The sequence below is a fragment of the Chloroflexota bacterium genome (assembly GCA_016887485.1).
Lineage (GTDB): Bacteria > Chloroflexota > Anaerolineae > Anaerolineales > Anaerolineaceae > Brevifilum.
This window is the reverse complement of the sequence record CP069394.1, coordinates 1009079-1031374: the sequence shown is the minus strand read 5'-3', so window position 1 is coordinate 1031374 and position 22296 is coordinate 1009079. Positions and strand designations below refer to the sequence as shown.

Annotated in this window: 26 protein-coding genes and 1 other RNA gene; 20 read left to right on the top strand and 7 right to left on the bottom strand. The window is 50.3% G+C overall.

The annotated features are described in order from the left end of the window. Positions 1 to 40 precede the first annotated feature (40 nt). Together JR338_04725 and bcp are read left to right on the top strand one after the other, a co-directional pair. On the top strand, positions 41 to 922 hold the full coding sequence (locus tag JR338_04725) for a hypothetical protein (GenBank protein ID QRN84052.1): 882 nt from the start codon (positions 41 to 43) through the stop codon (positions 920 to 922). A 60-nt stretch (positions 923 to 982) separates the two neighbouring features. Then, entirely contained in the window at positions 983 to 1441 is a 459-nt protein-coding gene (gene bcp / locus JR338_04720; protein QRN84051.1) for a thioredoxin-dependent thiol peroxidase, read from the top strand. A gap of 67 nt (positions 1442 to 1508) precedes the next feature. Here bcp and rsfS read toward each other — a convergent pair whose 3' ends face one another. Both rsfS and thpR read right to left on the bottom strand, forming a co-directional pair. After that, positions 1509 to 1826 (bottom strand): ribosome silencing factor, encoded by a 318-nt coding sequence (gene rsfS / locus JR338_04715; protein QRN84361.1) that lies wholly within the window; start codon positions 1824 to 1826, stop codon positions 1509 to 1511. A 65-nt stretch (positions 1827 to 1891) separates the two neighbouring features. Next, positions 1892 to 2470, bottom strand: coding sequence for an RNA 2',3'-cyclic phosphodiesterase (gene thpR, locus JR338_04710; GenBank protein QRN84050.1), 579 nt, complete (start codon positions 2468 to 2470; stop codon positions 1892 to 1894). 138 nt (positions 2471 to 2608) lie between these two features. On the opposite strand from thpR, the gene ssrS reads away from it, so the two are divergent. The 14 genes from ssrS (at position 2609) to gndA (ending at position 13398) form a co-directional block, all read left to right on the top strand. Beyond that, a non-coding RNA gene (gene ssrS, locus JR338_04705) (6S RNA) lies at positions 2609 to 2781 on the top strand. 303 nt (positions 2782 to 3084) lie between these two features. Then, entirely contained in the window at positions 3085 to 3741 is a 657-nt protein-coding gene (locus JR338_04700) for a hypothetical protein (protein ID QRN84049.1), read from the top strand. An 8-nt stretch (positions 3742 to 3749) separates the two neighbouring features. Further along, on the top strand, positions 3750 to 5036 hold the full coding sequence (locus tag JR338_04695) for a MiaB/RimO family radical SAM methylthiotransferase (protein QRN84048.1): 1287 nt from the start codon (positions 3750 to 3752) through the stop codon (positions 5034 to 5036). 179 nt (positions 5037 to 5215) lie between these two features. After that, positions 5216 to 5386, top strand: coding sequence for a 50S ribosomal protein L34 (gene rpmH, locus JR338_04690; protein ID QRN84047.1), 171 nt, complete (start codon positions 5216 to 5218; stop codon positions 5384 to 5386). 63 nt (positions 5387 to 5449) lie between these two features. After that, the gene (locus JR338_04685; GenBank protein ID QRN84046.1) at positions 5450 to 5626 is read left to right on the top strand and encodes a ribonuclease P protein component; all 177 of its coding nucleotides are present in this window, start codon (positions 5450 to 5452) and stop codon (positions 5624 to 5626) included. A gap of 11 nt (positions 5627 to 5637) precedes the next feature. Further along, positions 5638 to 5799: a hypothetical protein gene (locus JR338_04680; protein QRN84360.1), complete on the top strand. Its 162-nt coding sequence runs from the start codon at positions 5638 to 5640 to the stop codon at positions 5797 to 5799. A 74-nt stretch (positions 5800 to 5873) separates the two neighbouring features. Then, positions 5874 to 6089: a membrane protein insertion efficiency factor YidD gene (gene yidD / locus JR338_04675; GenBank protein ID QRN84359.1), complete on the top strand. Its 216-nt coding sequence runs from the start codon at positions 5874 to 5876 to the stop codon at positions 6087 to 6089. Positions 6090 to 6113: 24 nt separating this feature from the next. Further along, positions 6114 to 7178 carry a PQQ-like beta-propeller repeat protein gene (locus JR338_04670; GenBank protein ID QRN84045.1) on the top strand — a complete coding sequence of 355 codons (1065 nt, stop codon included), beginning with the start codon at positions 6114 to 6116 and terminating at the stop codon, positions 7176 to 7178. Positions 7179 to 7190: 12 nt separating this feature from the next. Then, positions 7191 to 8111 (top strand): membrane protein insertase YidC, encoded by a 921-nt coding sequence (locus tag JR338_04665; GenBank protein QRN84044.1) that lies wholly within the window; start codon positions 7191 to 7193, stop codon positions 8109 to 8111. Positions 8112 to 8150: 39 nt separating this feature from the next. Continuing rightward, positions 8151 to 8906 (top strand): protein jag, encoded by a 756-nt coding sequence (locus tag JR338_04660; GenBank protein ID QRN84043.1) that lies wholly within the window; start codon positions 8151 to 8153, stop codon positions 8904 to 8906. 103 nt (positions 8907 to 9009) lie between these two features. Next, complete coding sequence (locus JR338_04655) at positions 9010 to 10314, top strand: thymidine phosphorylase (GenBank protein QRN84042.1); 1305 nt, start codon at positions 9010 to 9012, stop codon at positions 10312 to 10314. 257 nt (positions 10315 to 10571) lie between these two features. Beyond that, entirely contained in the window at positions 10572 to 10739 is a 168-nt protein-coding gene (locus tag JR338_04650; GenBank protein ID QRN84041.1) for an isoamylase early set domain-containing protein, read from the top strand. A gap of 66 nt (positions 10740 to 10805) precedes the next feature. Further along, positions 10806 to 11891: a 4Fe-4S binding protein gene (locus tag JR338_04645; GenBank protein QRN84040.1), complete on the top strand. Its 1086-nt coding sequence runs from the start codon at positions 10806 to 10808 to the stop codon at positions 11889 to 11891. A 94-nt stretch (positions 11892 to 11985) separates the two neighbouring features. Beyond that, positions 11986 to 13398 (top strand): NADP-dependent phosphogluconate dehydrogenase, encoded by a 1413-nt coding sequence (gene gndA / locus JR338_04640; GenBank protein QRN84039.1) that lies wholly within the window; start codon positions 11986 to 11988, stop codon positions 13396 to 13398. 71 nt (positions 13399 to 13469) lie between these two features. On the opposite strand, the gene JR338_04635 is transcribed toward gndA, so the two are convergent. Next, positions 13470 to 14882: an FAD-dependent oxidoreductase gene (locus tag JR338_04635; GenBank protein QRN84038.1), complete on the bottom strand. Its 1413-nt coding sequence runs from the start codon at positions 14880 to 14882 to the stop codon at positions 13470 to 13472. A 235-nt stretch (positions 14883 to 15117) separates the two neighbouring features. Here JR338_04635 and JR338_04630 point away from each other — a divergent pair, with 235 nt between their 5' ends. From JR338_04630 to pstB, 4 genes are all read left to right on the top strand, one after another. After that, positions 15118 to 15996: a phosphate ABC transporter substrate-binding protein gene (locus JR338_04630; GenBank protein QRN84037.1), complete on the top strand. Its 879-nt coding sequence runs from the start codon at positions 15118 to 15120 to the stop codon at positions 15994 to 15996. 574 nt (positions 15997 to 16570) lie between these two features. Beyond that, complete coding sequence (pstC, locus tag JR338_04625) at positions 16571 to 17503, top strand: phosphate ABC transporter permease subunit PstC (GenBank protein ID QRN84358.1); 933 nt, start codon at positions 16571 to 16573, stop codon at positions 17501 to 17503. Between the two features lies 1 nt (position 17504). Next, entirely contained in the window at positions 17505 to 18425 is a 921-nt protein-coding gene (gene pstA / locus JR338_04620) for a phosphate ABC transporter permease PstA (protein QRN84036.1), read from the top strand. Between the two features lie 3 nt (positions 18426 to 18428). Next, on the top strand, positions 18429 to 19208 hold the full coding sequence (gene pstB / locus JR338_04615; GenBank protein ID QRN84035.1) for a phosphate ABC transporter ATP-binding protein: 780 nt from the start codon (positions 18429 to 18431) through the stop codon (positions 19206 to 19208). A gap of 13 nt (positions 19209 to 19221) precedes the next feature. Here the strand turns inward: pstB and JR338_04610 are convergent, their stop codons facing one another. The 4 genes from JR338_04610 to JR338_04595 are packed head-to-tail and all read right to left on the bottom strand — an operon-like array spanning position 19222 to position 22261. Continuing rightward, positions 19222 to 20028, bottom strand: coding sequence for an HAD-IIB family hydrolase (locus tag JR338_04610; protein QRN84034.1), 807 nt, complete (start codon positions 20026 to 20028; stop codon positions 19222 to 19224). Then, entirely contained in the window at positions 20019 to 20981 is a 963-nt protein-coding gene (locus tag JR338_04605; GenBank protein QRN84033.1) for a sugar phosphate isomerase/epimerase, read from the bottom strand. Before JR338_04605 ends, JR338_04610 begins: the two co-directional genes overlap by 10 nt. 12 nt (positions 20982 to 20993) lie before the next feature. Then, positions 20994 to 21878: an SMP-30/gluconolactonase/LRE family protein gene (locus JR338_04600; protein ID QRN84032.1), complete on the bottom strand. Its 885-nt coding sequence runs from the start codon at positions 21876 to 21878 to the stop codon at positions 20994 to 20996. Between the two features lie 5 nt (positions 21879 to 21883). After that, positions 21884 to 22261, bottom strand: a complete 378-nt coding sequence (locus JR338_04595; GenBank protein ID QRN84031.1) for a cupin domain-containing protein — start codon at positions 22259 to 22261, stop codon at positions 21884 to 21886. Positions 22262 to 22296 lie beyond the last annotated feature (35 nt).

The following is a 22296-nucleotide window of genomic DNA, read 5'->3' as shown; positions in this document are numbered from 1 at the left end:
AGTTGAATTCAGTTTATTATCTGACGCTTCTGGAGAGTTTATGCCTGTAAAAGAGCTTCTCAAACCGATAAAGATCTACCGCTTGATTGGCCTATTGATGACCTATGTCATGGGCGCGGCCCTGGCAAACTACGTGGAAGGCATGCGTTCCTGGTTAGTTTTTTGGACTGGGGCTGCTTTCCTTAGTTGTGCGCTTTTTGGCTTTTACTATATGCAAGCATTGCAGCGGGTCAATGATGAGAAACTTAAACCGCAAGGTATGTCTCTAGCTGAGTTAAAACAAATCCGTCTCGGTTTGGCATTAATTGCTGCGACTATGCTGACCGTGGCCTTTACCATCATTGTCGGCTGGATGTTTGAAGGGCTACTTTGGCAGGGCCTGATCATTTTGCTGGTCGTGATATTTATGGTTGGGACTGTATTGATCCTCAAGGGAACTTCTGAAAAATTACAGCCGTTTCTCCCCCTCCTGGAATCCATACTGGTAGTCATTATCCCGCCTGCTCTTGGTTTCTTCCTGCAAACACAACAGATGTACCGCTTCCTGACAATGGTCGTGATGGGTTTTGTTCCATTCTATTTGGCTTTCATCCTGCTACGCCAATTAATTAGGTTTGGAGAAGACCAGCGAAAGGATATCCCCACTGCGGTGACGGCTATGGGATGGGAGGCTGCGATGGTACTCCATAACACCTTGATCCTGTTTGGGTATCTGCTGCTGGCCTTGGCAGCGCTTCTGGGTTTGCCCTGGAACACGGTTTGGCCGGCATTCCTGACTGCTCCCCTGGGCTTGTTGGAAATCTGGTTGATGGAGCGGGTGCGGCGGGGGCAGAAACCGCTCTGGCGGATCATGCAGGTTGCCATGGGGGCTGTTTTTCTGCTCCCGGCCTATTTATTGACTCTGGCTTTTTGGATACATTGAACAGAACATTGAAATTCGGCTTGCCACATTCTATACTAAAAATAAAAAAGGAGTTTTGACATGCCAGTTGCTGAAGGAACCAAAGCACCGGAATTTGAACTAAAAGATAATGAGGGCAAAGTCCATAAATTATCGGACTATCTCGGCAAGACCGTAGTTGTTTATTTTTATCCGAAAGATGACACCAAGGGCTGCACCACGGAAGCTTGCTCATTTAGGGATTCATACACTGAGTTTGAGAAAGCCGGTGTCCCCGTGTTTGGGATCAGTCCCGATTCGGAGACTTCGCACACCAAGTTCATTGATAAATATGAACTACCTTTTACCCTACTTTCGGACCCTGACCACAAGACCTGTGAGGCTTATGGGGTTTGGGGATTGAAGAAATTCATGGGCCGGGAATATGATGGCGTCTTCCGGACGACATTTGTGATTGGCCCGGATGGCAAAATTGTCAAAGTCTTTGAAAAGGTCAAACCCACCGATCACAGCCTGGAAGTGCTGGAAGCGATCAAATAGGATTGGATAACATAAAAGAAGCTGCTCAAATGGGCAGCTTCTTTAAATTTAAAAATGTGCCAAAATCCTACATCACCCTCAGGATGACATTGCCCTCCGACCAGAGATCCTCCAGCCGATAGAAATCGCGCTGATTGGGTGAAAACAGGTGGACGATGACATCGCCATAGTCCAACAGAACCCAGCCGGCATCCGGCTGTCCTTCGGGGATGGCTGTCTTATGGAACTTGGTCTTAACATCCCGGGCGACGGCATTTGCCAGGCTTTGCAGCATCCGGCTGCTGGTGCCATTGACCAGGACGAAATAATCCGTGAACGAAGCGATATCCTTGATATCGAGTACCAGTATATCTTCGCCTTTTTTCTCTTCAAGAAAATTTGCAATATCTCTTGCTAATGTGATTGCTTCCAGGTTTCACCTCTCACTACTCAGGTTTGATGTTCTCTAGATTATACTTCACTCAGGGGTGCGGTAAAGCGGGTGGTATAAATTGGGCCCTGGGGTGTTAACAGGCTCTCGATCAGGTGAACTTGTGAGACCTGGAAGGTGCCTAGTGAATCGACTTTGAAGGCTGCCAGGGTTTCACCGATATGATGCGCCACTTCACGGCTCGTCCGTTCACGGACCCGCCCCAGGGTGAGATGGGGGTTGAATGGCCGGTTTTCCTTCTCGATTTTGATGTCTTCCAGTGCGTTTTCAAGCATTCCGTGGAGTGAGATCATCGGTTTTGCGCCTTTTACGCCCAGCCAGATCGTGCGCGGCTGTTCGGCGTGGGGATACATACCCAGGCCTTCCACGGAAAGTTCAAAGCTCTTTTGGGCCGCGGTCACTTGCGTCAGTAACTCTTGCACCTGACTGATGGAGGCTTCGGGGATTTCACCTAAAAACTTGAGCGTCAGGTGAAGATTTTCTGTCTCCACCCATTTCAAGGCCTTTTCAGGCAACTGAGATTGGAAATATTGGGAAATTTGGGTGATCTTCTGGATGACTTCATCCGGCATCCTGATGGCAATGAAAATTCTGGGCATCTATTCTCTCCATCCTGCAATAAATACGTGCGTTAAGCGTACCATAACTGGCATGTGCGAAGAAAAAAAGGTCGGTTTGGCTCAATAAAATTTAACATTGGCGAGTCTTGCAAGGCCCCTGAATTATGGTATAAGTTAATTACCCTGCTGTGTTCGTGATGCAGCAAACCAGTTTTGAGCCAACACCCTTACTAATCGTCAGACCTCCATCAAACGACGCGATAGACCTGAGTCAAGGCGAAGTTGGTGGGTATGACAAACCTGCTTATGCAGGTTCAAAACTCAGCGGCACACGGCACGGCGGGGTTGTTTGTTGAATCCCATCATTTATCAATCTAAATTGTGACGAAGGAAATCCTTCTCAAGGGGTTTCTTAACCTAAATAAAAAAAGAGGTCGACGCCAGATCTGCTTAGAGTTGTCCGTTAACGGTTTGAAATATGGAAGGCTTGGCATCTTTGACCCTCGTTTTTCGGTCACCCCAACCCTGGGTGACCTTTCTTTTGTCCACAAGCCTCATTTGTGGTGTTTGCGTTCCTTTTAAGATGTACGTTATAATTCGGTCAACCCGCTTATGGGATTTTAGTGAATCTTTCTGGACCAAATGAGGTCGGGATGAAAAAACGTTTCTCCTGGAGTCTAATTATCCTTATTTTGATAGGTTTGTCTGCTTGCAGGCCTGCGTTTTTGGCTGCGGACCAATTGCCCTGGGTAGGAGATGAACCTATCCTGTTCCGAGATGACTTTTCTGGTCAGAATATCGGCTGGGGCACGCATGAGGACTCGCTCAGCTTTGCCGGCTTTGAACTGAGTGGCTACCGCCTGTGGTCCCGGATGCCGGATTTTCAGTTTTGGAGTGTGCCGGGGCTCAATTTCCAGGATACATTGATTCAGGTGAGGGCGACGAAACTTGATGGCCCGGACGATAATCTGTTTGGCGTCATCTGCCGTTACCAGGATGATGGCAATTTCTATGCCCTGATGATTGGGTCAGACGGTTATTATGGCATCTATAAACGGGTGGACGGTGCACAAACCCTGATCGACCAGGACCATTTGGATTTCAGTGCCGCAATCGCACAGGGCGAGTCCGCCAATACTATTCAGGCGGTCTGCCAGGCGGACCAGTTGGCTTTAATGGTGAATGATGTTCGCCTTATCCAGGTGCAGGATGATACATTTGCCAATGGTGATGTGGGTATTATTGTTGGCAATTTCACGGAACCTGGCGTGGACATTTTATTTGATGATTTTATTGTTGTTTCACCCTGAGGGTTTAGATGAAATTATTTCTGGACACGATTGGTTGCAGACTCAACCAAAGTGAGATTGAATCCATTGCGAATACATTTCGAGCCTTAGGTCATCAGGTCGTAGGTGACCCCGCTGAAGCGGACCTGGCGATAATCAATACCTGCGCGGTCACAGTGAAAGCCGCGGCTGATTCCCGCAAGCGTCTTCGTCATGCTGTCCGGGCCGGAGCGGGGAAGGTGATCGCTACGGGTTGTTGGGCGACGCTTTATCCTGATGAAGCCTTGGCGTTGGAAGGTGTCAGCGAGGTTTATCTCAATGACCAGAAGGATGAGATTGCGGGGGATATTCTTGGCCTCCGAGCTGAGGAAATTGCTGCTTTATCCCTGATCCGTGAACCGCTGCCGGGTGACCGGGCGCGTACCCGGGCGTTTATCAAGGTTCAGGAAGGTTGTGATAACCACTGCACATATTGCCTGACCCGTCTAGCGCGGGGCAAATCCCAATCGAGAACGGTGGCCGAAGTTCGGCGGGATATTACTGCAGCATCGGCAGGAGGCGCCAAGGAAGTGGTGCTGACCGGTGTGGAGCTGGGTGCCTGGGGAGGGGATTTCGAACCTTCCCTGACGCTTTATGACCTGATTGCCGGGGTGCTGGAGGATTCGGACCTCGGACGATTGAGATTATCTTCCATCGAGCCCTGGGATTTTGAACCGCGGATCCTTGAGCTCTGGCAAGATGAGCGCTTATGCCATCACCTGCATATCCCGCTGCAGGCAGGCAACGATCACCTTCTGCATGTCATGGGGCGGCCGATCACGACTGCGGGCTATGCCGACCTGATTGAGAAGATCCGTGTTGCCATCCCGGATGTTGCCCTGACCACGGATGTGATTGCTGGATTCCCCGGTGAGACTGTGGAAGAATTTGAAGCCACAAAGGCATTCATCCAGCAGATGGACTTTGCCGGTGGGCATGTCTTCACCTATTCACCCCGTCCTGGAACGGCAGCCTATAAGATGAAGGGCCGGCTGGAGCCCAGCCTGGCGAAGGAGAGAAATGCCAGCCTGCGGCAGGTATTCCATGCCCTGGGGGAAGCATACAGTGCATGTTTTAATGGGACGGAAGTTTCCGTGCTGTGGGAATCCAGTGAACAGGTGAAAGATGGCACCTGGCGGCTTTCAGGGCTGACCAGCAATTATCTTCGAGTGACTGCGAAATCTGACCTTGATCGCTGGAATAAGATCTCAGAGGTAAAAATCACCGGATTGGATCTGAAACGGAATGGATTGAAGGGTGAACTCCTCCCAGTATGACGAGAGGGGAATCCCTTATCTTGACGTTTTGAGGTGTTCTGATAAAATCAATACCGGTATGGGCTGGCCTCCATTTATTGTTTGACCGTCAAATGGGCATACGGTATAATTGTTGGCTAGTCTTAATGCGCGAGTGTTTAGACGTGAAGTAAATTAAAGAGAGAAAGGACTCATTCATAATGCCAAAGCGAACATATCAACCCAAGCGACGCCATCGCGTCCGGGTGCATGGTTTTAGAGCACGCATGAAGACAAAGGGCGGCCGTGAGGTTTTGAAACGACGCCGCACTAAAGGCCGGTATGAATTAGCGAAGACCGCTAACAACCACGTTAAGAAGACACGCTGGTAATCTTTACCAGGGCAGATGAAATCCTGCGAAATTATATTGAGGCTCTGCTGAACAGGAAGCCGGGTGAAACGAAATCAACGCTTAACCCGAAATGAAGATATCAAAAGGGTGCGGCAAGAAGGTAAATCCATTGCCCGCCCATCAATCGTATTAGGTTTTTTACCTAACCGTTTTGAAAACACCAGAATAGCTGTGATCGCCGGGCGGTCCGTGGGGGGGGGGCCGTCCAGCGTAATTTAGCTAAACGACGGATTAGATCCGCAATCCAAGGAATGCTTCAGGAGATAAAACCAGAACAGGATATTGTCCTGATTGCGAGAAAACCGATCTTAGAACAACCCTATCGTTCACTGGTTGATACCATCAGAAAGCTTCTTTATCAGGCTGGGCTGATGAAAGATGATCTCAGTTGACAGAATTAGCAACTCATCCTACTCATTCAAATCTTGATCCAAGATTGAAGGACCTGCCGGTCCGGTTGGATACGTTGCCTCGTTGGATTTTACTTGCGCTGATCCGTTTATATCAGAAAATCATCTCACCATCTTTACCCAAAGACACCTGCAGATTTTATCCCACCTGCTCCCATTATGGTTATCAGGCCATTTATAAATATGGCGTAATCAAGGGCGGGTGGATGGCTATTAAGAGGGTGGTGCGTTGTAATCCTTTCAATCCGGGCGGTTATGACCCGGTCCCTTGATCCGCTTGAGAAGAGAAAGAAAGAATGAAGAAAACCCATCTATTACTAATTACCCTATTTATCGGGCTGACTCTATTGATGAGTGCCTGTGCAACTGGGCCGCGTGTCACTGACGCGCCAGGCCTGGCTGTGGATGATACAGACGTTTTTGTTGCATATAGCACTTATATCTTCAGCCTCGATGGTGGAAATGGTTCGGTGAACTGGTCCTATCCTGAAAAAGGCAGCGCTGCAGTTATCTTCTATGCGCCACCATTGGTGACCGATGACGCAATTTTCATTGGCGACCTGGCGAATACCTTCCATAAGCTTGATAAGGCAAATGGTGAGGAAATTTGGTCCTACACCGACTCCCAGGGCTTTTATCTTGGTCAGGCTGCCATCTATGATGGCGTGGTTTATGCGCCTAACAACGACGGCGCCCTTTATGCCCTGGATGCGGATAATGGCTCCTTGCTTTGGTCCTTTGAAACCGGTCATTATCTTTGGTCCCAACCCCAAATTGCGAACGACACCATTTTCATCGGCTCGATGGATCATTTCGCCTATGCCATCTCCCTGGCTGGCGAAGAGATTTGGTCCCATGAATTGGCCGGTGCAGCGACAGGGGCTCCTTTGTTGAGTGAAGATGGTTCTCTGCTCTTTGTTGGTTCGCTGGGCAATCAGATGGTCGCATTGGATACAGCCACGGGTGACGTTGTCTGGACTTTAGAGACCGATCAGAGTGTCTGGGGAACTGCTGTTGTCTCCGAAGGAAAATTAGCTTTCACCGATACGGCTGGCAACATCTATATCGTTTCAGCTGAAAATGGCGAAAGTCTTTGGCACACCGAGATCTCCGGTGAGATCGTTGGCGGCGCATCCGCTATTGTTGATGGTTTCATCGTTGCCACCCAGGATGGCCAATTACAGGCTTTTGACTTTGAGGGGACACCATTGTGGCAAGACTCAGTGGATGGCGAAATCTATCAGGCGCCTGTAGCCAATAGTGATTTCCTGGTCACAGGAATGATCAAAGGTGATGATATGGTCATAGGTTACAACGTAATGACCGGCACCCAACTTTGGTCCACAACCCCCGAGAAATAAGAGGAAACCACCATGTGGCAAACCATAATTATTCAACCTTTTACAAACGTACTGCTCTTAATTAATTCACTGGTCCATAACTTTGGCCTTTCGATCATCCTTTTTACAGCTTTAATCCGCTTGCTGACCCATCCTTTGACGGTCCAGCAATTCAAGGCGACTCGGGCGATGCAATCCTTACAGGAAGACCCTCGCTATAAGAAGATGCAGGAAAAATACAAGGATGACAAGGAAAAATTTGCCCAGGAACAAGCAAAACTCTATAAAGAGCTGGGAATCAGTCCTTTTGGCTCCTGTCTGCCCACACTGATCCAGTTCCCGATCATCATTGGTCTATATCAGAGTGTGACCCGGGCGATGGCTGCTTCTCCGATGGAGTTGTTCAACCTTGAGCAGATTGTCTATCCCAAATTCATTGATACTGCGACTTTGCTGCCCTTGAATAACCAGTTCCTGTGGATGGATCTGGGTCAGCCGGAGCGCCTGACCATTTTTGGTCTCGCTGTTCCTGTTCTTGCAGTGTTGGTTGTGTTGACAACCTTCCTGCAATCCAAGTTGATCCAGCCGCCGACCACTTCTGCGAATGATCAATCCGCGATGATCAACCAATCCATGAGCTTGACCATGCCCCTCTTGATGGGCTACATGGCTTTTACATTAGCATCCGGACTTGCGCTCTATTTCCTAGCCAGCAACCTGATTGGTATCATCCAATATGCAATTTTGGGCCGGGCAAATTGGTCCAATATTTTCCCTTGGCTAAAAAAGGAAGAAGCCCCATCGGCCTCCAAGCCTAAAGCGACGATCATTGAGGATGTAAAGGCCTATGATCCGGAACCGAATTCGTCTAAGAGCAAACCCGCTGCGAAGAAAAAAGGTTCGAGTTCAAGCACCAACAAAAAGATACGGCCACCCCGGAAGCAGAAAAAATAAGTGTAATTATTCCTACCCAGAAATGGATGTGAGGGTTTTATGACAGAAGAAAGAACGAAGCTTGAAGTGATTGCCCCTTCTGTTGAAGAGGCAATCGAAAAAGGCCTGAACGATCTTGGCCTCACCGAAGATGACGTGGATGTTGAAGTTCTGGATGAAGGCAAAAAAGGTTTTCTGGGTCTGAGTGCCCGGCAGGCGAGGGTTGCGCTGATGATTAAAAATGGTCGTGCAGCCAAGATGAGCCCTAATCCGGTGGAAAAACCTTCTGTGAAACCGCAGAAAGCTGAAGCAAAACCAGCGGATGATGCAATTCCCGCTGATGAGGCTGAAGAAGTGGCGATTGCACGTGAGACGATCGGTATTATCCTCGAAAAGATGAAAGTGAATGCCGAGGTGACAGTTCGTCTTGGATCTGGTGATGAAAATCGAGTTCAACCGGTTTTGATCGATATTGAAGGCAATGACCTGAGCTTTCTGATCGGCCGTAAGGCTGAGACGATCAATGCTCTGCAGTACATCACCAGTCTGATTGTGGATCGCGAATGCGGACGCTGGGTACCCCTGCAAATTGACGTTCAGCATTACCGCCAGCGCCGCGAAGAAGAATTGCGTAAACTGGCCCGCCGGATCGCTGAACAGGTGGTCGGCACGGGACGTCGTCAGGTTTTGGAGCCGCTGCCACCCAATGAGCGCCGGATCATCCACCTGGAGTTACGGGATAATCCGAACGTCGAAACGGAAAGCATTGGTGAGGAACCCCGCCGAAAGGTCACCGTCCAACCCAAACAAGCATAAATAGGCATTTAGTGGAGAATTAAATCCGCAAGGAGAATTGGATGGTACCCCGTCTGGTTCCTTGCGGTTTTTCTATTCGGGTAAAATTAATGTGGAGGTGATTATGCGAGCAGTAAATATCATCATCAAGAAACGAGATGGCCTGCCATTAAGCAAGGCTGAAATTGAATACTTTGTTGATGGGTATACCAGTGGCGAGATTGCGGATTATCAGGCTTCGGCCTGGGCGATGGCCGTCTTGCTGCAGGGTATGTCCGCAGAAGAAACCACAAACCTGACCCTGGCGATGGCCGCCACCGGCGATACGCTGGACCTGTCCTCGGTTGTTGAGATTGCCGTGGATAAACATTCATCCGGCGGTGTGGGTGATAAGACTTCCATTGCTGTGGTTCCTATGGTGCGGGCTTGCGGGCTGCCAGTGGGTAAGATGTCCGGACGTGGTCTGGGTTTCAGCGGCGGTACCCTGGATAAGCTGGAATCCATCCCCGGTTTTCGGACCGATCTCACCAAGGATGAATTCCTGTCCCAGTTGAAATCCCTGGGTATGGTGCTGACCGGGCAAAGTGTGGACCTTGCCCCGGCAGATGGCAAACTTTATGCCCTGCGGGACGTGACCGGCACGGTGCAATCCATTCCCTTGATTGCATCCTCGATCATGAGCAAGAAGATTGCAGCGGGTGCTCAGGCGATTGTGCTGGATGTGAAGACCGGTAACGGCGCTTTTATGGAAACGCTGGAAGATGCCCGCCGGCTGGCTACCCTGATGGTCTCAATCGGTGAGTTGAGCGGCCGGAATGTGGCAGCACTGCTTTCGGATATGAACCAGCCTTTGGGTGTGGAAGTTGGGAACGCCCTGGAAATGAAGGAAGCGATCCTGACTTTGAAAGGTGAAGGCCCGGAAGACTTCGTGGAACATTGTCTGGAAGTTGCCAGTGAGATGCTCTTACTCGGGAAGCGAGCTGAGACCAAGCGGGAAGCTCGTGAGATGGCTGAAAAGGCTATTTCTTCGGGTGAGGGTCTGGATTACCTGCGCAAGTTGATTGAAGCACAGGGTGGCGATGTGAGCTATATCGATCATCCTGAAAAGCTGCCGGTTGCGCCGATCAAAGCGATTGTGGAGGCCCCGAGGTCAGGTAATGTTGCCGAAGTGCGCGCCCGGATAGTGGGCGAGACATCCGTTGTGCTGGGTGCTGGCCGGATGAAAAAGGGCGATCCGATTGACCTGGCGGTTGGGATTTCCGTACTGGTGAAAGTTGGGCAAGCCATTGAAGAAGGCCAGCCTATGTTCATCATCCATGCCCGTAAGGCGGAAGATGTGGAACCTGCCAGAAAAGCCCTGCTCAGCGCTGTTTCCATAGTGCACGCGACGGTTGAACCGCTGCCGTTATTTTATGGCTTGATTGATTAAGGTTGCAGCGGTTATCAAGTAACATTTAATCGGGTGGGTTCTTTAGCATTAAAATAAACACTACAACCTTACTCCGCCATTCTTAATTTGTTGGAGCCCTCGCTCAACAGATGAAAGAGAGGCTAACATGTTGAAGAAGAGCTACTAAAAAGGCGGAGATACATGTCGGGTTTGGTTCTGTTTACTTGCTGAGATTGATGCGGCGACAGCCTTTCTGGTCCGTAATTTTTTACGATTGAGACTGCAAAGCCAATCCCATGCAGAAGAAAAAGGAAGGCACCTTCTACACAGCGCTCACCCTGGATACCGGCAAGGCGAATCAATATCGTTATTGCCTTGACGGCGAACGCTGGGAAAATGACTGGGAGGCGGATTTCTATGTCCCAAATGACCTGGGAACGGAAAACTCAGTCGTCAAGGTTTGAACATCGGTTGAGAAATGATATTAGAACCCTTGTCAATGGACAGGGGTTCTATTTTATAATCAAGTCATGTATGTAATGGAGGTACCGATGGATGGCGACACTGTATATCAACAATTAGCTGCGAAACTGGATTCATTCCCCCAGGGATTCCCACCAACCCAAAGCGGCAAAGAATTGGAGCTTCTGGCTTTATTGTTCACCCCGGAGGAAGCGGCATTCGCCTGTCACTTATCGCTGGAACCGCAGCCATTGAGTGAGGTTGCCGAACAAGCCGGTGTTTCCACCAGTGACAGCCGACTATTGCTGAAGACAATGGGGAATAAGGGTCTGATTAAAATCAGACGAGGTGATAACGGGATTGAAGTTGGTTTACTGCCATTCGTCGTGGGTTTCTTTGAGAACCAGGTCTACCGAATGGATAAGCGTTTCGCAGATATCTATGAAGCCTATTACAAAGAGGCTTTTTCTTCCCTGCTCTCGGTTACACCGCAATTTCATCGGGTCATCCCTGTGAATGTTCAGATCAAGTCTGATGTGGAAATCCTCCCGGAGGATGATATCGTCAAATTGATTACCAACAAAAAGGCCTGGGCGGTTCTGGATTGCGTTTGCCGGACAGAACAGAGTATGTTGGGAAAAGCTTGTGGACATCCCATCAAGGTCTGCCTGGCGCTCAGTGATACACCCGGTGCGTTTGATAATGCGCCCAAGTTGGAGGCGTTGGATATGGAAGGTGCTTTGGCTGTCCTCGAAGAAGCGGCTGAGGCCGGACTGGTCCACACGATTTCCAACAATAAAGAAGACCTGTCTTATGTCTGCAACTGCTGCACTTGCGGTTGTTCACTGCTGCGCGGGATTTCAGAGGCCAATATCGCCAATGTCGTTGCCCGGTCAGCGTATTATGCGGTGATTGATCAGGATCTCTGCACGGGTTGCGGCATCTGTGAAGATTATTGCCAGTTCTCAGCCATCTCGGTTAATGAGTATTCTGAGGTGAATGCGGTAAAGTGTGTGGGATGTGGGGTATGTGCCCATCACTGCCCTGAAGAGGCAATTTCTCTGACCCTCCGAGAACCGAATGAACTGCCAGTGGTGCCTGAGTCAGAACAATCCTGGCTGGCGGAAAGGGCCAAGGCCAGGGGGTTATCCTGACCGGGGATGAAGAAGTTTTGTTTGTGAGAGATGCCAGGGGGTACCCCTATAGAGTACAATAAAAAACAAAAAGTCCATAATGGAGTTCGAAAAAATGGAAAAAGCTAAATTTGGCGTTGTCGGCATGGGTGTGATGGGCAGTAACCTGGCTTTGAATATTCAGCGCCGGGGGTTCCCGGTGGCTGTGTTCAATCGCACGGAAACTAAGACCATAGAATTTCTGGAAGGCCCGGCAAAGGACTCTGGGATTATTGGCACCTACACTTACGCAGAATTGATGGAGAAGCTCGAAAACCCGCGCCGGATCATGCTGATGGTCAAGGCAGGCCCGGCAGTGGATGCCGTGATTTCGGATCTTAAGCCTTATCTTGAGCCCGGCGACATTTTGATTGATGGCGGCAACTCCTACTTTGAAGATACCGCCCGCAGGACCCGCGAACTGAACGCTGAGGGACTGCTATTCCTCGGCACCGGTGTTTCTGGTGGTGAAGAAGGGGCGCTTAATGGCCCCAGCATCATGCCCGGTGGCGATCTGGCAGCCTGGGAAGTTGTTCAACCGATTTTTGAGGCGGCAGCAGCCAAAGCACCCGACGGCGCTCCCTGCGTAGCCTATCTTGGGCCTAAAGGCGCGGGGCATTACGTCAAGATGGTGCATAACGGGATTGAATATGGCGACATGCAATTGATCGCTGAAGCCTATGACCTGCTGCGGCGAGGTGCCAGCCTGAGCGCACTGGAGATTGGTGACCTGTTCACTGAATGGAATCAGGGCGCGCTGTCATCTTATCTGATTGAGATCACCAGCGAAATCCTCAAGCGGATCGACTCGGAAACCGGGCTGCCGCTGGTGGATGTGATCCTGGATGAAGCTCAGCAGAAAGGTACCGGCCGCTGGACCAGTCAGAACGCACTGGACCTTGGGGTGCCGATCCATACGATCAACGCGGCGGTGACCAGCCGGATCATCTCCGGGATGAAGGAAGAACGGGTGGAAGCCAGCGAATGGATCACCGGCCCGGAACCAACCTTCAAAGGTGACCGTGACCAACTGGTGAATGCGGTCAAGGAAGCGTTGTATGCCAGCAAGATTCTTTCATATGCTCAGGGCTTCCGATTGTTACAGCTGGCCTCTGAGGATTACCGTTATGGGCTGAATTTAAAGACCATTGCTGCGATCTGGCGGGCGGGCTGCATCATCCGGGCGGATATGCTGGATGATATCATGAGCGCCTTTGAGCGTGACCCGAACCTGACCAATTTACTGCTGGATGACCATTTCCGTGAGCTGGTGGTGGTGCGCCAGGGCGCGATGCGGCATGTAATTTCGACCGCTGTCAGCCTGGGCATCCCGGTCTACGCGATGAGCGCAGCGCTGGCCTATTTTGATGCTTTCCGCTCCGCAAGGCTGCCGGCCAACCTGACCCAGGCCCAGCGTGATTACTTTGGGGCACATACTTACCGCAGGGTGGATCGGGAAGGCGTGTTTCATACGGAGTGGCAGGAGTAGTAGGAAGCAATCAAATCTTATATAGAAAACGAGGATCTCAAGGATCCTCGTTTTTTGAATTTCTGAAATGGTTAGAGGAAGAAATCGACAGCTTTGTTCTCACTATAATCCAAAGCGGAGCGGATGATCTCAGCATAGGTGGGGTGGGCGTGGATGATCTTGCTGACCTCGGTCACGTCCGTGCCAAGCGCAATCATGTTCGCCAGTTCCTGACCGATCTCCGAGACCATGAAGCCGATAGCCTGGGCGGCAATGAGCCGGTTATCCCGCATCCAAAGCTTGATGAAGCCGTCGGTATGTTCTTCGATGTTGGCCCGCAGGTTAGCGCTGAATGGCACCTTGACGACCTGAACATCGCTCAGATCACTGGGGACTGTACCGATCATGAAGATTTCAGGCAGGCTGTAGACGATGGCGGGCACTACGCTGTAATCCATCAGCCGAGGGCTGCCGCTCTTGCGCATGAGGTTCTCGGCGCAGATGATCCCTTGCTGGATGCCGCAGTGCGCCAGAATGGACTTGCCGGTGGCATCGCCAACGGCCCAAACGCCGGGGACGGAGGTGGCGAGGGTGTCATCCACCTCAACACCTTTACGGCTATAGGCCAGACCCAGGTGATCGTAGAGGGATTCCTGCAGCACGGCTGTCCGGCCGATGGAGATCAGGTTCATCTCGGAACGGATTTCAACTGCTTCACCGGTATCCTGATTGGTAGCTTTCAAAACGCCATCCGCCAAACCGGTTACCTTGTGATTGGTCAGGATGCGGACGCCGTTACCTTCCATGATTCGGGTGATCTCAGAGGAAATGTCCTCATCCATCATAGCCAGCACGCGGGGGAGAAGTTCCACCACGGTGACCCGGCTGCCAAGGTTGGAGAATATGGTTGCGAATTCCATCCCGATCACACCGCCGCCCACGATCGTCAAAGTCTCAGGCAGCTCTGAAATGGTGATCAGCGCATGACTGCTGACAATAGTGGGATCGCTTTCATCTATGAAGCCAGGGATAAGGGGTTTGGAGCCGGTTGCCAGGACAACGTTATCGGTTGCCAGGGTTTCTTCGGCACCGGAGAAATTCATCTCAAAGGTGTCGTTATTCAACTTGCCAAAGCGGACTTTGACCTTGTTGGGTGAGAGGACTTCCGCCTCGCCCTGATAAATATCCGCTTTGTGGTGCTTCAGGAGTTCGGTAATGGATTCACGGGTGTTCAGGATGACATTATTGCGCCGTTCCGCCACCCGGGGAAAGTCGATTTCATAATTATCGATATTCACGCCATATTTCGCGCTGGTTTCCACTTCACGGGCGACCTTCGCTGATTCAATCATGGCTTTACTGGGCGTACATCCCCAGTTGGTGCAGATTCCACCGATGAAATCCCGTTCAACGACTGCGACTTTTCCACCTAATTCCGCAATTCTGACAGCACAGGTTTGTCCTGCGGGGCCTGCGCCAACGATTACAGCATCATATTTTTTCATTTATTTATCCTTTAATTATTTGTGTTTTTCTTCACAATATAAGACAATTATACTCCAATTAGTATGAATAATTCAAGAGGATTCAGGTGGATTTGACATTTTCTAATTCCCTTCCAGGTGGAATTAACATACAATTCACAAAGCGTTAATTGCTGGTTTGAGCACTGTTAAATCCATTCTGATAAGATTGGTATTGTCGGATAATTTCTTAATTCATTCTCATAGAGGAGAAAAAATGCGTCGTAATTTGTTCATTCTAACCGTTCTATTTATGGTTGGATCTATGGTGCTCTCTGCCTGTGTCCCAGACCTCAGTGTGGAGACAGAACAACCTACTGCCACTGAGGCAGCAGTCGTATCCGGCAGTCTTTCAGGTCAGTTGCAGCTCGCCGGCTCCACCACTGTTCAGCCTCTGGCTGAAGTTCTGGCTGAAGCCTTCTTGGCTGATAACCCGGATGTCACCATAGAGGTGCAGGGTGGTGGCTCCAGCGTTGGTGTGACCTCCGCTGGTGAAAACACCGTTGAAATTGGCATGGCTTCCCGCAATGTCAAAGACTCGGAATTCGAAACCTTCGCAGATCTCCAGGTCATCACCATTGCTTATGATGGTATTGCTATTATCACTAACCCAGATTTGAAAATTTCTTCACTCTCGGTCGAGCAGGTTCAAGCGATCTTCGCGGGCGAAATCACTAACTATTCTGAAGTTGGCGGCCCAGATGCGGAGATCGTTGTTGTTTCTCGTGAAGAAGGCTCCGGGACTCGGGCAGCTTTTGAAGAGCTGGTCATGGAAGCTAATGACAGCGAAGCTGTGATCACTGAGAATGCGATCCTCCAACAGTCCAACGGTCAGATTCGCACCACCGTTTCGACAACCCCGGACACTATTGGTTACCTGTCCTTCGGTTTCCTCGATGAAAGTGTGAATGTTGTAGCGATTGATGGTGTGGCTCCAACTGTTGCGAACGTCAAGAATAATACTTACATCATTTTCCGCCCGTTGAACATGCTCACCAATGGCGAACCCGGTGAGTTAGCTCAAGCTTTCCTGGACTACATCCTTAGCGATGCCGGTCAGGAAATTGTGGCCAAAGAATACATCACAGTCAAATAAGAACTTTAGAATTAAAATTCCGGAGAGGTCGTGAGACCTCTCCGGAGAACTTAAAAATGATTTAGTGGAAGTGCCATTATAATTGGGGAGCTTCTACACTTATTAGGAAATAAAGATGGCGAATCAGTCATTCAAGATCATTCGAAAACCGTTCTTTGTCCGTTTCATAACTAAAACCTTAGCAATCATCCTTGGCGCTGCCGCTCTTGCAGCGATAGCCTTTGCTGTATATTTATTCATCAATCCAGGCTTTATCACAATAGATGAGGACAGCCTGCTGGAGCTAACCCATATCCATTATTCCGTTGGTGCTATCATTGCCGGCATATTGGTGGGGCTGGTGGCTTGGGGAATTTGGCGGTATAAGAACTGGGCCAGGACTTTTGTTCTGACCGGTTTGATCATCTTTATCATTTATTACTTTGTCATTATTGTCTTTGCCATTTCATCCAGCGTGTTTGCAGGTGAAGCAGTAGTTCCCATCCCATCCATTCTGAAAGTCATTGGAAAAGGACTGTTTTGGTTCCTTTTATACGCCATTGTTCCTGCAGGTTTGATCTATGGGCTGATGAAAATGGGGCAGTACTTCGATGAAAGTCCCAAACAACGGGATTTCGTGGACCAGGCAGTCCGGTACATCCTGTTGGGAACGGCACTGAGCTGCATCATCATTGTGGCCTTGATATTCATTTTCACCATGACGGAAGCCTGGGGTTCGATTGAGGAGATCGGCATCGGAACGATGCTTACCGGCACGATTTGGCGGCCAGGCTCGATTATTGGTAATGACACCGCTCAATTTGGCCTCCTGCCAATGATCCTGGGCTCGATTTTGAGTACTCTTGGCTCGGTCGTGATCGGTGTGCCCTTATCCATCGGTACGGCGGTTCTGTTGGCCGAGGTGGCTCCCAAGGTGGTTCGGGAGACCGTCCGCCCAGCCATAGAATTGCTGGCTGGGATCCCATCGGTGGTCTATGGCTTGTTTGGGATGGTCGTTCTGGCCCCATTGATCCGTAATATTGACGTGACTCGCAATACCGGGTTTGGCCTTTTGAACGCTTCCATCATCCTGGCTGTGATGATTATTCCAACTGTGACAAATATCGCAGAGGACGCAATCCGAGCCGTCCCCCGTGAATACAAAGAAGGCTCGTTAGCCCTGGGCGGCACTCACTGGCAGACTATTGTGAAAGTCATCCTGCCCGCGGCGCGTTCAGGGATTATCGCTGCAGTCATTCTCGGTATTGGCCGTGCCCTGGGTGAGACGATGGCGATGATCATGGTGATTGGCAACTCAATTGCCATGCCGTCCCCGCTGAATGATAATCCCCTGACCCTCTTCCTCAATACAGCCCGGACCCTGACCGGAAATATCGCCGTGGAGATCAACTACGCTGCCGGGGCTCACCGCTCTGCGCTGTTCTTCACAGGCGTGCTTCTCTTCATCATGATTATGCTGGTCAACAGCACGGCTCGTTTCATGCTGCGTTCCAGACAGGAGTCCTGATATGACCACCGATGTTGAATCGATTGTCAGCATATCAAAAAACAAACGGAATCTAAAACGGCAGAATGTCTACCAAAAGATAGGCTATGTTGTCGTATGGCTTTGCGGATTATTAGCTGTGGCGGCTGTTTTCTGGATCATCGGTTACGTTCTCATGCAAGGGCTGCCGATCATCAATCTGGAATTTTTGACCACACGACCGGCTGGCGGCGTATCCGGTGAGGGTGGCATGTCCACCACAATCGTGACCACGCTCTATCTGGTGGTGCTGACGATTGCCATAGCAACCCCTTTGGGCGTTGGTGCGGCGGTTTACCTGGTGGAATATGCCGGGGATGCCTCCCGTGAAAGTAAGATCATCGCCTTTTTAGTCAAAGCCGCCCGAACCGGTGTCGAAATCCTGGCTGGTGTGCCTTCAATCATTTTCGGCTTGTTTGGTTTTGCCATGTTTGTCAGTTATATGAAATTGGGCTTCTCACTGCTCTCGGCCTCACTTTCGGGTGCGGCCCTGGTGTTACCGACCATCATCCGAACGAGCGAAGAAGCGCTTTTGACGGTTCCCCGCTCCTATCGGGAAGGCAGCCTTTCACTTGGCGCAACCAAGTGGTACACCATCTTCAATGTGGTGCTGCCATCGGCGCTGCCCGGCATTGTGACCGGGATCGTGCTCAGTGTGGGCCGGATCATCGCTGAGACGGCTGTTTTTTGGGTGACCCTGGGTGGGAGCTACAACCTGCCTAAGTCGGTTATGAATTCCGGCCGCTCGATGGCGCTGCATGTCTACATGCTGGCCTCAGAGACCCGTGCTTTTGATAAAGCCATGGCTACAGCATCCATTTTGATCATCACCATCATCGTACTAAATCTGGCCATCAATATTGTCTCCCGCCGCCTGACAGCAAGGGTGACAGGTAAAAAGTGATCCATGACTGAAACCAACATCAAAGATAAGTTCACCGTAGAAAATCTGGAAGTCTTTTATGATGATTTCAGGGCGATCAAGAACGTGTCCCTGGCGATCCATGAGAACGCGATCACATCAATCATTGGGCCATCCGGCTGCGGGAAGTCGACTTTCTTGCGGATCTTCAACCGGATGAATGATTTGATCCCTAACGTCACCATCAAAGGTGATATCCAAAAAGAAGGCCAGCAACTCCGTTCAATTGACATTGTTGACTTGCGCAAATCGGTGGGGATGATCTTCCAGCGGCCGAACCCGTTTCCAAAAACCATTTTTGATAACATCGCCTATGGCCCGCGGGCACATGGCTTGAAGTCCACCCAGCAGTTGGAAGAAATTGTTGAAAAGAGTTTGCGACAGGCCGTGTTGTGGGATGAGGTCAAAGACACATTGCATAAATCGGCACTGGCCCTATCCGGCGGTCAGCAGCAAAGGCTCTGTATAGCTCGGGCTTTGGCCGTGCATCCGGATGTTTTGTTGATGGATGAGCCCGCCTCGGCGCTAGACCCGATTTCCACTTTGAGGATTGAGGATCTGATCCAGGAGCTGAAACAGGACCTGACGATCATTATCGTCACCCATAACATGCAACAGGCAGCCCGTGCCTCAGATTACACTGCTTTTTTCAATATGGATGAGGACAGAGCGGGATACCTGGTTGAGTATGGGGAGACAGCCAGAGTGTTCACCTACCCGGAAAAGAAACTGACCGAAGATTATATCTCCGGCCGTTTCGGGTAGTTATTGATCCAAATCACTCGTATTTGTATATGTAATCTACCATAGGGGCGATAATACCGGTCATGGACCGGTTTATCACCGTATCTGCATGGCTTCTTATCGCTTCTCTTGCAGTATCCGGCACAAAAAACCGCTTTGCCAGAGATTTCATCACCAGATCGTTCTCTCCATCACCGGCGGAAAACAGGGGTAAATGATCCAATCCCATTTTCTCCAGTAATTTCCTGACCGTATTGACCTTATTGATGCCAAGCCCGGTGACTTCTAATATTCGGCTGATCGAGGTGGTCATTTCAGCCGGCCAATCACGAGTTTGTGCTCGTAATTTCTCAACGGAATCAGAATTATTGAAAACCACCATAACTTTATTGATCTGAGATGGCACTTCGTCCGCTGAGCACCTGTCAGCTCTCTCGTAAATTTGGCTATTTGATGTCGAATTGACGATAAGGATTTTGTTAGGTTGAAAAAAGTAGAATAGACCATCGGTGAACGATTTGGTCAGTTCGATGAATCCTTTCAGCAACTCAGGATCCAAGTAATGCGTGATAATTGTTTTTTCGCCCGGAAGTTGCCCAACAGCACCATTTAAAGTCACAATGCCTAAGGGAAAAGGCTCTTCGACTAAAACATTGTTGTTATGGAGGATTTCCTTGACCGAATTTAGGCTGCGGCCAGTGGCAATAATCGGGACAATGCCTTCCGGGATGTTGTTTAGATATTCTATATCTTGATGATGGAGTTGACTGTTGTTGTCAATCAGTGTGTCATCAAAATCCATGCTGATTACGGCTTTAAGTTTCGACGAGGTCACGCCCAATACATATCTCCTGGGTTTTCTTTGATGATGGCTTCATTGAGGATCGTTAGGGCTTTGGAGAGGCCTTCTTCCACAGACATCATTGGATCTTCATGCTCAATTGAAACCACGTAATTGTACCCGAAGAGCTGTAATGTGCTTACGAAATCTTTCCAGAATTTTAGGTCATGGCCGTAACCGATGGTGCGGAAGGTCCATGACCTATCCGCGATCTGGTCATAGGGTTTGTTATCGTTGCAGCCATTGACTGCGATGTTATAGTTGTCCACGTAGCAGTCCTTGCCGTGGACGTGGTGGATGGCATCACCTAGTTTGCGGATTGCGGCAATCGGATCAACACCATTCCAGAAGAGATGGCTGGGGTCAAAATTTGCACCCATCGCAGGACCGGTCTCGGCCCGCATCCGCAGCATGGATTCGACGTTGTAGATCAGCATGCCGGGGTGAATCTCGATACCAATTTTAACACCGTGGTTACGGGCAAATGTTTCTGCGTCTCGCCAATAGGGGATCGCGACCTCGTCCCATTGATATTTGAGGATTTCAAGGAAATGTGGCGGCCAGGGGCAGGTGACCCAGTTGGGAGCGCTGTCACCTTTGCGGCCTGCTGGTAGTCCTGAAAAGGTGTTGACCACCGGGATGTCCATCATCTCCGCCACCCGAACAGTCTTGCGGAACACCTCATCTGCGTTCTTTGCCACTTGAGGGTCGGGATGGAGCGGGTTGCCATGGCAGCTCAGTGCGCTGATGATCATGTCCCGGTCCGCCAGCTCCTGTTGGTAATAAGCCCGTTCACTTTCATCCTCCAGCATCCGGTCAAGGTTGATATGCGGGCTGGGGGCATAGCCGCCGGTACCGAGTTCAACCGCCGTGATCCCCATTGGGTTGACTTTGTCGAGGACCTCTGTGAAGGTCAGGTCTTGAAAAAGTGCTGTGAGGACGCCGATACGCATATCAAACTCCTTTTATTTCAAATGGGTGAAGAAATTGGCTGGCTGACCCTGGGTGGTGGTTTTCAGGGTAAAAACGCCACCTGCGAGGGGTTGGGTTTCATGTTCATCAGGGGAAAGGTCGGTCCAGGCGGTGGTGATGAAAAGCTGATCCAGATTGGGGCCGCCAAAGCAGCAGGACGTGACCAGTTGAGCGGGTAAGCTGACGGTTTGGAGGACTTCGCCTGCAGGTGAATAGCGCACGACCCGCCAACCGTTCCATTGGGCTGACCAGACACAACCTTCTGCATCTACGCAAAGGCCATCCGGGACAATGGCCCGGTCGTCTTTGGGGAGCTGGATGAAGGGCCGCTGGTTGTGAATCTCACTTGTTGCGAGGTCGTAGTCAAAAGCATAGATCGTGTAGCGGAGTGAATCGGTGTAGTACATAGTCTTGCGGTCCGGGCTCCAACCGAGGCCATTGGAGATACCGATCTCACGCAGCAAGGTATGTCTGGAGCCATCAGGATCAAGCCGGTAGAGGGCAGCCTGGCTGTGGGCCGGATCGAGCGTACCAGCCCAGAAGCGGCCGGCCGGATCGACCTTGCCGTCGTTCATCCGGATGTCAGGCTGATCGGAGAATGGATGCCAGAGAGCCTTATAAGTCTTGGGGCTGCCATTCCAGGTAGCAAATCCTTCACCGGTAGCGAGGATCAGTCCATCATCTTTGACGAAGCCAAAAGCACCGATGGGCGTGGGGAAACTATCCTTCGTATAGTCATTTAGTGCTAAGTTGGATTTATAGAGGTTATTATTCTCAATATCAACCCAGTAGAGACGATGCTCTGTGGGGTGCCAGAGCGGGCCTTCACCCAGGCGGCAGCGGGAGTCGAAGAGTAGTTCAGTTTGCAAAGAGGGCATCCGGTCTAATCCTGGCGCTTGATCACACAGATGAATCCCAGTGATTCATCGCCGATGTTGACGAGTTGGTGGATATCCATACCGGATATGAAGATCGAATCCAGAGGCCCCAGTTCATAGAAATCGTCATTGATCTGTACCCGGGCCTTACCGTTCAGGATCACAATACCGTGTTCATGGGGGTGCTGGTCATAAAAGGACTTTTCGCCAACAGGGACATTGAAATAACGGATGATGAAGTTCGGTGCGCCGTCATTTGGTCCAACAAGGACATGCTTCATCACGTTATGGACTTCTTCAGTGTTGATGGCGAGGGGATCAATCCCATCCCATGCGTATTCGTCCTGGTGAGTGTTGCCGGTAAAGCGGTGAACTGCGCTCATTGAAACTCCTTTACTATTTGAGTGACCGGTTAAAT